We start from the raw sequence: 13,782 nt of genomic DNA, 5'->3' as shown, positions 1-13,782 counted from the left end.
CAGCGACGACAACAAGGAATAGCATGAGCAGGAACAGACTCCATCTGACCGTGGCAGCGGTGGTTTATTATCAGGGCCGGTTTTTACTGGTACAGGAGCGCGACAAACTCAGTGGCCGCGAAGTCCTCAACCAACCGGCCGGCCATATGGAAGAAGATGAGGATTTGCTTAGCGCCGTCTGCCGAGAGGTTTACGAGGAAACCGGCCTGACCCTGCTGCCCTCAGCCTGGCTTGGCATTTCGCAGTTAAAGGCCAGCAACGGCCATACCTATGTGCGGGTGAATTTTTTGTTTGAGCCCGACCAGCTGCCAGCAGCATTTCAGCCCCAGGATCCGGATATTCTGGCGCTACAGTGGCTTGATAAAAGTGAACTGCTGGCACAAAAACTGCCTCCGCGCAGTCAGCTGGTGCTGGATGCCATCGATCTCTGTTTAGCCGGTACCCGACTGCCATTGTCATTGATCCAACCGCTTTGCTAACAGTAAACCGCAGCTTAGTCAGCTTTTTTCCGGTAGCGAGCATTTTTGCCGCCGCTATTTTGGTGTTATAATCCGCGCCTTTAATTCAGGCAGTCTTTAAGCGCGGTGTCATGTCAGAGAACAGCAGTAAAAAAGTAATCGTCGGGATGTCCGGCGGCGTCGATTCGTCCGTTTCCGCCTACCTGTTGTTGCAACAGGGTTATCAGGTGGAAGGCCTGTTTATGAAAAACTGGGAAGAAGACGACAACGACGAATACTGTGCTGCCGCAGAAGATATGGCCGATGCCCAGGCCGTATGCGATAAACTGGGTATCAAATTACACAAGGTCAACTTTGCCGCCGAATACTGGGACAATGTGTTCGAGTATTTCTTAGCCGAATATAAAGCCGGGCGCACCCCTAACCCGGACATTATGTGCAATAAAGAAATCAAGTTTAAAGCCTTTCTGGAGTTTGCCGCTGAAGCGCTGGGCGCTGACTATATCGCTACCGGCCATTATGTACGCCGCCGTTATCAGGATGGTCACTGGCAAATGCTGCGTGGTCTGGATCACAATAAAGACCAAAGCTACTTCCTCTATACCCTGGCTGAGCAACATATTGCACAAACCCTGTTTCCGGTCGGTGATTTGGAAAAGCCGGCCGTGCGCGCCATTGCTGAGCAACAAGGCCTGGTCACCCATGATAAAAAAGACTCCACCGGCATCTGCTTTATCGGTGAGCGCAAGTTTAAAGATTTTCTGCAGCAGTATTTACCGGCTCAGCCGGGCGATATTGTCAGTATTGATGATGGCAAAATTATCGGCCGTCACGAGGGCCTGATGTATCACACCCTGGGCCAGCGCAAAGGCTTAGGTATTGGCGGTTTACGCGATGGCGGCGACGATCCCTGGTATGTGGTCGGCAAAGATTTAACGCTCAACCGGTTACTGGTTGCTCAGGGCCATGATCACCCGGCGTTATTATCCAGCGGGTTGATAGCCAGTCAACTGCACTGGGTGGATCGCACCGGGCCACAGCAAGTTTGCCGCTTAACGGTAAAAACCCGTTACCGGCAACATGATATTCCCTGCACCGTAACGCCGCTGCCTGATGGCCGGCTGCAGGTGACTTTTGATAGCCCACAAAAAGCGGTAACCCCTGGTCAGTCGGCAGTCTTCTATCTGGATGAAGTCTGCCTTGGCGGTGGTATTATTGATGAGGCACTAAGCTAAGATGCAAGTATCGTTAGAAACTCAAATTTATGCGCTGGCCGGCCTGTGTCAGGCGGCCAAGTTGGTGCAAAAAGTGGCCCGCAGTACCGATTCGCAACAAGCGCAACTGGAAATTATGCTGGGTAGCGTAATCAATCTGAACCCCGCTACGCCGCTGGATATTTATGGTGGCGAACTGACGAATTTACGCGAAGGGCTGGAACTGATTATTGAGCAGTTGGGCGATAAGCCACAAAAAGACGTTGAGCTCACCCGTTACCTGGTCGGCGTGCTGGCGCTGGAGCGGCGACTGAATAAAAACCGCGACAATATGGCCGAGCTGGGCAAGCAACTCTCGCAGCTGGAGCGGCAGTTACAGCATTTTAGTGTCACCGATGAGACTATTATTGGCAAACTGGCCGATATCTACACCGACTGCATTAGCAGCCTAGGTGCCCGCATTCAGATATACGGCCAACCAGAATTACTCAGTCAAAGCAGTGTACAGCAAAAAGTGCGCGCCCTGCTACTGGCAGCCATCCGCTCTGCTGTGCTCTGGCGTCAGGCTGGCGGCAGCCGGCTAAACTTTATTTTTAAACGACGGAAAATCCTGGCTGCAGCGCAAAATGCGCTGGCCAGTCTTCCCGCACTATAAGATCAGGAGTTTTCATGGAACTTAATGCCCTTACTGCCATTTCGCCGGTCGACGGCCGCTACGGTAGCAAAGCTGCCGCGCTGCGCCCGATTTTCAGCGAGTTTGGTTTAATCAAGTACCGGGTTTTGGTCGAAGTGCGTTGGTTGCAGCAGCTGGCCGCCGAGCCGGCGATCAGCGAAGTGCCGGCGTTATCCGCAGAGGCCAATGCGCTGTTAAATCAAATCGTCGATAACTTTAGCCTGGCCGATGCACAGCGGGTCAAAGATATTGAGCGCACCACTAACCACGACGTGAAAGCGGTTGAATATCTGTTAAAAGAAAAAGTCGCCGGCAACAGCGAACTTGCTGCCATCAGTGAATTTATTCACTTTGCCTGTACCTCTGAAGATATCAATAACCTGTCGCATGCGCTGATGCTGCGCGAAGCGCGCGACAGCGTGTTACTGCCTGAATGTGATGCATTGCTAACAGCAATTAAAAAGCTGGCACTGGAGTTAAAAGCGGTGCCGATGATGGCGCGTACTCACGGCCAACCGGCGTCCCCAACGACGATGGGCAAAGAGCTGGCAAACGTCTATGTGCGTTTAAAGCGCCAGCGTGAGCAAATTGCGGCGGTTAGCCTGCTGGGTAAAATCAACGGCGCAGTCGGTAACTATAATGCGCACTTATCAGCCTACCCGACGTTGGACTGGCATGCCTTTGCTGAGCGCTTTGTCAGCTCGCTGGGTATCAGCTGGAACCCTTATACGACACAAATTGAGCCGCATGACTATATCGCCGAGCTGTTTGATGCCATCGCCCGTTTTAATACCATCCTGCTGGATTTTGACCGCGATGTCTGGGGCTATATTGCACTGGGTCACTTTAAGCAAAAAACCGTGGCCGGCGAAATTGGTTCTTCAACCATGCCGCACAAGGTTAACCCGATCGACTTTGAAAACTCAGAAGGTAACCTTGGCATCGCCAATGCGCTGTTTAACCACTTATCCGCCAAGTTACCGGTATCACGCTGGCAGCGTGACCTGACAGACTCTACCGTGCTGCGTAATCTGGGTGTCGGCTTTGGCTATACGCTGATTGCCTATCAGGCCACCTTAAAAGGGATTAGCAAGCTGGAAGTGAACGAAGCCAACCTGCTGGCCGAGCTGGACGCCAACTGGGAATTACTGGCCGAGCCGGTGCAGACGGTAATGCGTAAATATGGTATTGAAAAGCCGTACGAGAAGCTAAAAGAACTGACCCGTGGTAAGCGGATCAGCGCCGCCGATCTGGCCGTCTTTATCGATGGTCTGGCACTGCCGGATGCGGTAAAAGCCGAGATGAAGCAGCTGTCTCCTGCCGGCTATATCGGTGATGCCATTCGCCTGGTAGAGTTACTGGACTAATCCAGTAACTTTATTAGCAGGGAACCGGATTGCTTTAAGCCAAGTCTTGAAGGCATGGATGCCTGAATGAAGCCTACAGGGATGTATTTACGGCGTCTTGGCGTAAGCAATCTGGTTCTTGCTCTGTAATCGTAAATTCAGCTGCTTTACTTGGGATCCTAAAATGTATCAGTTAAATCTGGGTGAATTAAGCCTGGCCGATTTTATGCAGCAGTACTGGCAAAAGCAGCCGCTGTTGATTAAACAAGGCTTTAAGAACTTTCAGGATCCGCTGTCAGCGGATGAGCTGGCAGGTCTGGCGTTGGAAGACGACGTCGAATCACGGTTGGTCGAATGTCGCGACGGTAACTGGCAGCTGGAAACCGGCCCCTTTGAAGACTTTAACCGCTATGGCGACAAGGACTGGACTATCCTGGTGCAGGCGGTTGACCACTGGCATCCACCGGCGGCGGAGTTGATTGAGCCATTTCGCTTTATTCCAAACTGGCGGATTGATGATCTGATGGTCAGCTTTTCCACCCCGGGTGGCGGTGTCGGTCCGCACCTGGATCAATATGATGTGTTTATTATCCAGGGCGAGGGTAAAAGACACTGGCGGGTTGGCATGCCAGATGCGTCACTAAAGCAATTCTGCCCGCATCCGCGCCTGCTGCAAGTCACGCCCTTTACCGCCTGTATTGATGTCATTATGGAGCCGGGTGATATTTTATATATTCCGCCTGGCTGCCCACACGAGGGGGTTTCACTCGAGAACAGTCTGAACTACTCAGTCGGTTTCCGGGCGCCGGCACAAAAAGACTTACTGACCGGTATAGCTGATTACCTGCTGGACAATGATATCAGCGGTAAACGCTTTAGCGATCCACAGCGCAACCTGGCCGGTAATATCGGCGCCATTAGTGAGCAGGATCTGGATCAGGTGCAGCAGCTGTTGGTGCAACTGGTCAGTGACCGCGACACACTACCGCTATGGTTTGGCCAGTATATTACCCAAGCCAAACATGAGCTGGATCAGCAAGAGCCAGATCCACATTATCAGGCTGAGGAAATTGCAGAATACCTGGAAGAAGGCTCGGTATTGGCGCGCCTTGGCGGCCTGCGTTGCAGCTACTATCAGGCAAACGAAAGCAGTGATATTCAGCTGTTTATCAACGGCACCACTATAGTGCTGCCAGCCGAAGAGCTGGTTACAGCGCAATTACTCTGTGACAGCAAACGCATCGACCAACAGCAATGTCTGCATTTTACCGCGCGGGAAGAACGCCTGTTATTATTGACGGACTTGATTAACCAGGGCTTGTGGTATTTTGAAGAATAAACCGCAGTGCTGCGCATAAAAAAAGCCGCTATTGCGGCTTTTTTTGTCAACTAAATTTGACAGCTTGGCGCTGACTTATTGCCCTTGCCACAGCGGCTCGTTATCAAACAGATCGTATAAACCCTCTGCCCGGCTTACTAACAGATTAGCAAACTCAACCTGGGTCTTATCGGTAAAACCGGCCTGGGCAATTTGTTCGGCCTTTAACTGCCAGTGCAACGCGAACGCGCGGATCGCTTCGCGGGCATTGGGTGCTGCACTAACGGGCATATGATCGGTTGGCAGATCGCCACTGATCACCCAGAATGACTTAGCATCACGGGTATTCAGCTTCCATACTGCGACCAAAGGCGGTAAATAACGGCTTTCACTCACGGCCACGTTATCCGGGATAATCCCCTTGGTTGCCAGATATTCATTGGCTTTCTGAAATTGTGCCCGGACCCATTCTGCGCGCTGCGCTTCGCTGATTTCAGTGGGTTGTTGAGTTGACTGCTCACTCATAAGATGACTTCCTGTGTTGTAGATGCCGCTACTTTATGTGAGCTATCCGCGACAATCAAGCTTTACTGAGCTTCTCACCACCAACACTGGACTGACCAGCCACCAGTTAACGTCAGGACTGGTATTCAGTGGTGCAAAATGGTACATTCCGCGCCATTACGACAAAAGTCGCAGTTAACGTAAACGTAAACCATCCAGCTGTAATAGCTATTCTTGCAAGGGAGTCCGTTGTGGCCGTATTTAATCACCCAGAATTTGATCAGCATGAGCAAGTAGTTTTCTGCAGTGATCAGGAAACCGGTTTAAAAGCCATTATCGCTGTGCACAGCACCCGTTTGGGGCCTGCGGTTGGTGGTTGTCGGTTATGGGACTATGCATCTGACGAAGATGCGCTGGTAGATGTGCTGCGTTTATCACGCGGTATGACCTATAAGAACGCCATGGCCGGTTTACCCCTGGGTGGCGGCAAGTCGGTGATTATCGGTAATGCCAAAACCATTAAATCTGAGGCGTTATTTCAAGCCTTTGGCCGCATGGTACACCGCTTAAGCGGTAGCTATTACAGCGCTGAAGATGTGAACATTACTACCCATGACATTATGCAGGTGCATCAGGTTACACCTTATGTTGCTGGCTTAGAGGGTAAAAGCGGTAACCCAGGTCCTTTTACGGCGCTGGGTACCTATCAGGGCATTAAAGCCGCCGCTAAGCATCAGTTTGGCTCTGCCGATCTGGCAGGCAAAACGGTTGCCGTACAAGGCTTAGGTAGCGTCGGTTTCTATCTGTGTGAACACCTGCATAAAGAAGGCGCTAAGCTTATTGTCACCGACATTAACCAGGATGCGGTGAACCGTGCGGTTGCCCAATTTGGCGCCACAGCCGTCGGTCTGAATGATATCTACGGCGTAGCGGCTGATATCTATGCGCCTTGTGCGCTGGGTGCCACCTTAAATGATGACACCATCCCGCAACTAAAAGCCAAAATTGTAGCCGGTTGTGCCAACAACCAGTTAAAGCGCCCTGAGCATGGCCAGAAACTACGTGAGCTGGGTATTCTGTATGCGCCGGACTATGTCATCAATGCTGGTGGCATTATTAACGTCGCCTTTGAAATGCGTCCGCAAGGTTATAATGCGGCAGAGTCTACAGCGAAGGTCATGCAAATTTTTGACACCCTGTTGCAGATTTTTGAGCGCGCCGACGCTGAAAATAAACCCACCAGCACCGTTGCTGATCAGATGGCTCAGGAAATTATCGCGCGCGGTCAGGCATAAACCGCGGCTATAGCCACCAGAAAACGCAAAGGGAGGCACAGGCCTCCCTTTGTTTTGCTAAACAGCACGCACTAACGCGACAACTTTAGCAAAATTTCAAAACTTAAAATCAGCAAACACACACCAATAAACAGCGCCACGCTCAGGTTAATCCAGAAATCGCCGCTTTGCCGCCGTTTTAATACCTTCTTTGGTTGAGCTTTTGCTGCTGGAACCTTGTCGGTCTCAGCTACCGGGCTTTTTGCCGGCTTTGTGCTTTGCGCAGCCGCCGCTGCGGCCTTAACTTGTTCCTTTGACATTGACTACTACACCTGTACAACTTTTAGGAAATCAATACCACGACATCAGGCCGAATATTGCGCTGCTAATGCCTGCAATTTGTCACCGGTCACCCGGTTGATCCGCCAGTCGTGCAACAATGTTGCCCCCTGCGCCTGATAAAAATCAATCGCCGGTTGATTCCAGTCCAGCACTGACCATTCAAAACGGCCACAACCTCTGTCTACGGCCAGCTTTGCCAAATAGGTCAATAACAGCTTGCCCAGCCCCAGGGCGCGATACTGAGGCAACACAAAAAGATCTTCGAGATACAGACCAGGTTTGGCCAGGAAAGTCGAGTAATTATGAAAGAACAAGGCAAAGCCCGCAGGCTGACCGTCACACTCGGCAATCACAACTTCTGCTGCCGGGCGGGCTGAAAATAAGGTTGTAGTTAATTGTTGCTCTGTGGCCACCACTTGATCAGAAAGTTTTTCATATTCAGCTAGTTCCTGAATAAACTTTAAAATCAGTGGCACATCAGCCTGGGTGGCCAAACGGATATTACGCTGCGCCATCTTATTCCCTCTTTTTTGGGTCTTATTATTGTTCGGAGCCTATTCTAACGTTTTTCCTGCGTTAACCAATGCCAAAGCCATAAAAAAACCGGAGTTGTCAGCTCCGGTTTTTCGTCAGGGGATATTCGCTACAGCTCAGTTAAGCCGCATCACGTTTACCGACACTCATGCCTTCCAATACGCCGGGTTTAAAGCTATCCACACTGATGGCCTTAAAGCGCAACTGGTTCATCTTACGTAAGCTGGCCGCCTCGGACTCGCTTAAGATATTGGCGGCTAACGCCTGGTTAATGCTATCCAGCAGCGGCTGTTTACGCGGTAACTGACCGGCTTTTTGCGCCTGAGCAATTTTCTTCAGCAGCGGCTGGGCGTTGTACATCGCGACAAAGGCATTTTCCATTAACCCTGTGGCATCATCTTCAGCTTTACCGACATAACACAGATGGGTTAAGCGATCGCGCAATGTGTTCGGCTTAGATAAGGCCTCACAAATTTGTTGTGCCACCTCATCAGACGGCATTTTGTAACCGATCCCAAACGGGAACACCAGAGTACGGATGGTACGCGCCACAACACGATTCGGGAAGTTGGCAAAGAAGCCATCAAAGGCTTTACCAATCTCAAACAGCGAGCGCTGCACACTGTAGTGCACGAACGGCAGATCAGCCTGCTGACGACCATTATCTTCGTAAAACTTCAGCACGGTAGAGGCAATGTACAGCTGGCTTAACACATCACCTAAGCGGGCTGACAGCATTTCTTTACGTTTTAAATCACCGCCTAACATCAGCATTGAAATATCAGCACTTAACGCCAGCGCGCGGCTCATCCGGCTTAATTGCTTGTAGTAGCGGGCGGTTTCGCCTGATACCGGCGCACTGTTAAAGGCACCGGCTGTTAAACCCTGCCATAAGGCAGCGAAGGTATTGCCAACCGCAAAGCCAATATGTGCCATCAATAGCTTATCGAATTGTGCCAGGCCTTCTTCCGCATTTGGATTGGCTGCGGCTTCCAGCTCTGCCAGCACATAAGGATGGCAACGGGTAGCACCCTGACCGAAAATCATCAGGTTACGGGTCAGGATATTAGCACCTTCTACCGTAATCGAAATCGGTACACCCATATAGCCATGTGCCAGATAGTTCATCGGGCCACACTGAATGGCTTTACCGGCATGAATATCAAAGGCATCGTTTAATAAGGTGCGCGACATCTCAGTCATATGGTATTTGGCAATCGCCGTCACTACCGATGGGCTCAGGTTCAAATCGATAGCACCGGCTGTCATCACCCGCATCGCTTCTAGGGTGTAAGTTAAACCACCAATACGTGCTAAACCTTCCTGCACACCTTCAAACTTGCCAATAGACATGCCGAACTGCTGACGCACATAACCGTAAGCTCCGGTCATCCGTGCTGCCAGGTGGCCGGTTGCTGTCGCCAGTGCTGGTAAAGAGATACCGCGGCCTGCTGATAAACACTCTACCAGCATGCGCCAACCACGACCCGCATAGGCCGGACCACCGATAATCCAATCGAGTGGAATAAACACATCTTTACCGTAAGTAGTGCCGTTCATAAAGGCCATATTCATCGGGAAATGACGATCACCAATCTGCACCCCAGTGTGGCTGGTTGGGATCAGCGCACAGGTAATACCCAGCTCTTCTTTATCACCTAATAGTTTTTCCGGATCGTACAGCTTAAAGGCCAAACCCAGTACCGTCGCAACCGGTGCCAGCGTGATGTAACGCTTATCCCAGTTCAGGCGAATGCCTAGTACTTCTTTGCCTTCGAATTGACCTTTGCAGACCACACCCGTGTCCGGAATGCCGCCGGCATCCGAACCGGCTTCCGGGCCGGTTAACGCAAAGCACGGTACGTCAGTACCATTAGCCAGCGTCGGCAACCAGCGATCTTTTTGCTCCTGGGTACCATAGTGCATCAGCAGCTCGCCCGGGCCTAAAGAGTTAGGTACCATGATGGTCACTGCTGCGGTTAAGCTCCGGGTCGCGATGCGCGATACGATGGTAGAGTTAGCGATAGCCGAAAACTCACGACCGCCATAGGCTTTTGGAATAATCATCGCAAAGAAACCTTCGCGCTTAATATAATCCCACACTGCTTTTGGCAGGTCACGGTCTTCCTGCACAATTTTATAATCGTCCAGCATGGTCAACAGGGTTTCGACCTGATTATCCATAAAGGCTTGTTCTTCGGCTGAGAGTTCAGCTTTCGGAATAGCATGCAACTTATGCCAGTCCGGTTTACCTTTAAACAGTTCACCGTCCCACCACACATCGCCCGCTTCCATGGCTTCACGCTCGGTATCCGACAACGGCGGCAAAATTTTCTTAAAGATGCCAAACACCGGCTTGCTAATCACACTACGGCGCACCGAAGTCACGCCAAACAGCACTACCAGCAGTGCCACTATTATCAATAAATACACCATATCAGCTTCCTTCCAGCATCAGGCAACGGTTTTGAGGTCTTGGCTATATACCGGCGCGGCAATTGCAGCCCCGAGATAAGGGATTAAACGGCGGATCACCCCTTCAATATCCACCGCTTCGTTAAAATCAGCCTGGGCAATTTCAGACAGTGCATCACTGGACGCCATCGTAAAGACGATAGAGCCCAGCGAAAAATGCAGCCGCCAGAACACTTCGCTTTGTGGCAGATGCGGGCAACTTTGCTGTACCAGCAACACAAACTTATCCAGAGTACGGCCATAATGTTGATTAATAAACCAGCGCAAGTGCCCCTGTACATCGGTATAACCACGCCCCAGTAACTGTAAAAAGGTTCGGGTACCGCGGCGCTGCAGCTGGTTCAGATCGAGCAAAGGCTTTACAAATACCGACAGGATCTGGGTTAAATCATTCGGCTTTTGACTGGCTAACAAGCGATCAAACTCCTGATCCAGCCGCGGCATCAGTACCTGCAAATAGCGCTGTAGCACGGCCTGGATCAGCTCTTTCTTCGAGCCGAAGTGATAATTCACTGATGCCAGATTCACCTCTGCCTTGGTAGTAATCTGCCGTAACGAGGTATCGTTAAAGCCACTTTCGGCAAACAGGCTTTGCGCAGCATCCAGGATGCGTTGTTGGGTATGCACTTTACTGCTCATTCTTCACTACGCCGTTAAACAAACTTTTAAACACCTGTTTGAAATGTACGTTTGAATAACTGGTCTGTCAAGTAACAAAAGCAATTCTGGTCGGACAAGTTTCATAATTGGCCGTCAAAGTGACAGCCGCTGCCGAAAGCTTGCTCAGCACGCAGCACTGCCGTATTATCGCGACACCGTTTCGCTACAGTAACGCCTTCGAAAGCGCAGTCTTAAAGGTTAGAACAAACCTGAAAACTGCCACTACAGATCCGGGCTTTCGAAGGGACATGGAGAACCCTATGCGCGTCGTCGAAGTCTCTCACCCCCTGGTACAGCATAAAATTGGCCTGTTGCGGGCCGCGGATATCAATACCCGTCAATTCCGGCAACTGGCGGTCGAGCTCGGCAGCTTGCTGACCTATGAAGCCACCAAAGACTTGCCGACCGAAACCGTAACCATCGAGGCCTGGAGCGGTCCGTGCCAGATCAAGCAAATCCAGGGCAAAAAAGTGACAGTGGTGCCAATCCTGCGCGCTGGCCTGGGTATGCTCGATGGCGTACTGGATCTGATCCCCAGCGCCCGTATCAGTGTGGTGGGTATTTATCGTGACGAAAGCACCTTGCAGCCGGTGCCCTACTTTCAAAAACTGGCACCGGAAATCGATCAGCGGCTGGCGATTATTATTGACCCTATGCTGGCCACCGGCGGCTCGATTATTGCTACTATTGATTTGTTAAAACGACAAGGCTGTACCCACATCAAAGCCCTGGTTTTGGTCGCGGCGCCCGAGGGGATTCACGCACTGCGCCAGGCGCATCCGGATATTGAGCTCTACACCGCTGCGATTGACCAGGGGCTGAACGAGCATGGCTATATCTTGCCAGGCCTGGGGGATGCCGGCGATAAACTCTTTGGCACCAAATAAAGGCTGATTAGAATAAAGGTTGATCATGCAGTTAACTCCCTGGTCTTTTCATACCCGTTACGGCTTTACCCTGCGCGGCTGGCAGACGCCGGTTAGCGGTAAGCCGCTGCTGCACTTTTTGCACGGCAATGGCTTTTGCGCCCGCAGCTATCAACCGCTGTTAGCTGAGCTGGCTGCCGACTACGATTTATTCCTTTCTGACGCCCAGGGCCACGGCGACAGTGACCATGGCGGCCCTTTTTTAGGTTGGAATATCGCCGCCGAGCTGGCGGCTCAGGCCTTTAATGCCCATCGCGCCCAATATGCTGAGGTGCCGGTTTATGGCGTTGGACACAGCTTTGGTGGCGTGCTGACTGCCTTAATGCATGCTGAGCATCCGGGGCTGTTTCAGGGACTGGTATTACTCGATCCGGTGCTGTTTCCGCCGTCGATGATTCTACTGGCCCGCACTCTGGAAGGCGTGCGGCTGTTTAAAAAGAACCCTTTGGCCAAGGCTGCACTGCGCCGGCGCCGGCAATGGCCAGATCGTCCCAGCGCTTTGCAGTACCTGCAAAGTCGCAGTTTATTTCAAAGCTGGCACCCGGAGGCTCTGGCAGCCTATGTCGATCACGCGCTTAGCGCCGGCAATGGTGAACTGCAATTAAAGTGTTTGCCCGAGCGCGAGGCTGAGATCTTCAGCTCCTACCCAAAAGGATTATGGCCGGCGCTGCGTAAAGCGGCGAAACCTATCACTGTAATTTACGGTGAACAGACCTTTCCTTTTGTGGTCAAAGCGCTGGCGAAGTGGCGCCAGCTGAATGCTGCGGTGCAGACGATCCAGGTACCTGGCGGCCACTGTTTTATGCAGGAGCAACCGGCGTCAACCGCGCTGCAGGTCAGGGCTGTGCTACAGCAGTTTGCTGCGGTAAAATAGCCAGACAACCCGGTTTGGGGTGCGTTATAATACGCCGAATTTTTTAGCGAAGAGTCATTATGAAAAAACTCGTTATTGCCAGTGCTGTGCTGCTAGCCGGCTGTAGTCAGCTTCCCCATTTTGGCGCTGATCAGCCCACCACGCTGTCGGCCCCCACTAAGCCGGCGACGCCAGCGATCCCGCTGCCGGCAGAGGTAGAAGATGTGAATGAAGTGGCAAACAGCGCGACCACAGAAGCCCTGGCCACGGACTTTGAACACATCTTTATCGACAGTGATATGACCTTTGAAGGTGTGCTGCCCTGTGCCGACTGCCCGGGGATCAGCTATCATATTAACCTGTACCGCGATGGCCGCTTTGAAGCGCGGCAGGAATATCTGGAACGGGGTCAGGTGGAGTTGGTCAGTGGTGCCTGGTTATTAGAGCGTCGCACTCTGCATCTGGTTAATCAACAGGTTAATCTGCCATCTTTTCACTTTCGCTCTAACCGGCAATTAGTGATGACCGATCTGGCTGGCAGACCTATTACCCGCTCTGATGCCTATCAGTTAAACCGGCTGGAAGCGCTGAAAAAGCTGGATACCCGCCAGCCAATGCTCGGCTTATACCGGCTGCAGAATAATCAGGCCACCTTTACCAAATGTCAGACCGGCGAAAGCTTACCGGTGGCCAATACGCAAAACCATTTGCCAATGATGCGGCTGTATCAGCAGGATAGTCGCTTTAGCAATAAAGCGGTGATTGCCAGTCTGGTTGGCCGTAAGGGGCCGGACCAACACGGCACCGATACGCTCTTTATTGATAAGTTTGAGCAGTTCTGGCCAAATGCGACCTGCCCGAATCAGTTTGCGATGAAGGATTTACAGGGTATTGTCTGGCGGGCAGAAAAAATTGCTGATCGCTATGTGCCACATTCATTGAATGTACGACTGATCTTTGAAAAAGATAAGTTGTATGGCTTTAGTGGTTGTAACAACTTTAATGCCAGCTACCAGCAACGCGCCAATACCTTTGCCGTACAGCAGTTGGCCAGTACCCGTAAATTCTGTGCCGATGCTAGCACTATTGAGCAACAGTTTACCGAAAAGCTGCAACAAGCCGATCGCGCTGAAGTGAATGCCGATAAGCTGCAGTTGTTCCGCAATAACCAGGTGATTATGGAGCTGATCCCGGCGGTTAACTGA

14 protein-coding genes are annotated in these 13,782 nt (G+C 51.6%); 9 read left to right on the top strand and 5 right to left on the bottom strand.

Translation table 11 applies throughout. From position 1 onward, the window contains the following. Positions 1-23 precede the first annotated feature (23 nt). The 5 genes from AEST_RS15625 (at position 24) to AEST_RS15605 (ending at position 5,030) form a co-directional block, all read left to right on the top strand. Positions 24-479 (top strand): NUDIX domain-containing protein, encoded by a 456-nt coding sequence (locus AEST_RS15625; RefSeq protein WP_008610207.1) that lies wholly within the window; start codon positions 24-26, stop codon positions 477-479. A gap of 110 nt (positions 480-589) precedes the next feature. Further along, on the top strand, positions 590-1,693 hold the full coding sequence (mnmA, locus tag AEST_RS15620; RefSeq protein WP_008610206.1) for a tRNA 2-thiouridine(34) synthase MnmA: 1,104 nt from the start codon (positions 590-592) through the stop codon (positions 1,691-1,693). A 1-nt stretch (position 1,694) separates the two neighbouring features. Further along, the gene (hflD, locus tag AEST_RS15615) at positions 1,695-2,327 is read left to right on the top strand and encodes a high frequency lysogenization protein HflD (protein WP_008610205.1); all 633 of its coding nucleotides are present in this window, start codon (positions 1,695-1,697) and stop codon (positions 2,325-2,327) included. Between the two features lie 14 nt (positions 2,328-2,341). Continuing rightward, positions 2,342-3,712, top strand: a complete 1,371-nt coding sequence (gene purB, locus AEST_RS15610; protein ID WP_008610204.1) for an adenylosuccinate lyase — start codon at positions 2,342-2,344, stop codon at positions 3,710-3,712. A 163-nt stretch (positions 3,713-3,875) separates the two neighbouring features. Beyond that, complete coding sequence (locus AEST_RS15605) at positions 3,876-5,030, top strand: ribosomal protein uL16 3-hydroxylase (RefSeq protein WP_008610203.1); 1,155 nt, start codon at positions 3,876-3,878, stop codon at positions 5,028-5,030. Positions 5,031-5,105: 75 nt separating this feature from the next. Here the strand turns inward: AEST_RS15605 and AEST_RS15600 are convergent, their stop codons facing one another. Further along, the gene (locus tag AEST_RS15600) at positions 5,106-5,534 is read right to left on the bottom strand and encodes a DUF4826 family protein (protein ID WP_008610202.1); all 429 of its coding nucleotides are present in this window, start codon (positions 5,532-5,534) and stop codon (positions 5,106-5,108) included. Between the two features lie 230 nt (positions 5,535-5,764). On the opposite strand from AEST_RS15600, the gene AEST_RS15595 reads away from it, so the two are divergent. Next, positions 5,765-6,808, top strand: coding sequence for a Leu/Phe/Val dehydrogenase (locus AEST_RS15595; RefSeq protein ID WP_008610196.1), 1,044 nt, complete (start codon positions 5,765-5,767; stop codon positions 6,806-6,808). A gap of 71 nt (positions 6,809-6,879) precedes the next feature. Here the strand turns inward: AEST_RS15595 and AEST_RS15590 are convergent, their stop codons facing one another. The 4 genes from AEST_RS15590 to psrA all read right to left on the bottom strand — a co-directional run bounded on the left by AEST_RS15590 (position 6,880) and on the right by psrA (position 10,777). Beyond that, positions 6,880-7,107: a hypothetical protein gene (locus AEST_RS15590; RefSeq protein WP_008610195.1), complete on the bottom strand. Its 228-nt coding sequence runs from the start codon at positions 7,105-7,107 to the stop codon at positions 6,880-6,882. Positions 7,108-7,152: 45 nt separating this feature from the next. Beyond that, positions 7,153-7,644, bottom strand: coding sequence for a GNAT family N-acetyltransferase (locus AEST_RS15585; protein ID WP_008610194.1), 492 nt, complete (start codon positions 7,642-7,644; stop codon positions 7,153-7,155). Between the two features lie 139 nt (positions 7,645-7,783). After that, complete coding sequence (locus tag AEST_RS15580; protein WP_008610193.1) at positions 7,784-10,099, bottom strand: acyl-CoA dehydrogenase; 2,316 nt, start codon at positions 10,097-10,099, stop codon at positions 7,784-7,786. A gap of 18 nt (positions 10,100-10,117) precedes the next feature. Beyond that, positions 10,118-10,777 (bottom strand): TetR family transcriptional repressor PsrA, encoded by a 660-nt coding sequence (gene psrA, locus AEST_RS15575; protein ID WP_008610192.1) that lies wholly within the window; start codon positions 10,775-10,777, stop codon positions 10,118-10,120. A 281-nt stretch (positions 10,778-11,058) separates the two neighbouring features. Between psrA and upp the strand changes: the two genes are divergently transcribed. The 3 genes from upp to AEST_RS15560 are packed head-to-tail and all read left to right on the top strand — an operon-like array spanning position 11,059 to position 13,782. Then, the gene (upp, locus tag AEST_RS15570; RefSeq protein WP_008610191.1) at positions 11,059-11,685 is read left to right on the top strand and encodes a uracil phosphoribosyltransferase; all 627 of its coding nucleotides are present in this window, start codon (positions 11,059-11,061) and stop codon (positions 11,683-11,685) included. Positions 11,686-11,710: 25 nt separating this feature from the next. After that, the gene (locus tag AEST_RS15565) at positions 11,711-12,598 is read left to right on the top strand and encodes an alpha/beta fold hydrolase (RefSeq protein ID WP_008610190.1); all 888 of its coding nucleotides are present in this window, start codon (positions 11,711-11,713) and stop codon (positions 12,596-12,598) included. A gap of 59 nt (positions 12,599-12,657) precedes the next feature. Next, positions 12,658-13,782, top strand: coding sequence for an META domain-containing protein (locus AEST_RS15560; RefSeq protein ID WP_008610189.1), 1,125 nt, complete (start codon positions 12,658-12,660; stop codon positions 13,780-13,782).

It is taken from the genome of Alishewanella aestuarii B11 (assembly GCF_000280055.1).
Taxonomy (GTDB): Bacteria; Pseudomonadota; Gammaproteobacteria; order Enterobacterales; family Alteromonadaceae; genus Alishewanella; species Alishewanella aestuarii.
Note: the sequence above shows the minus strand (reverse complement) of the source record. Positions and strands in the feature narration are given on the sequence as shown.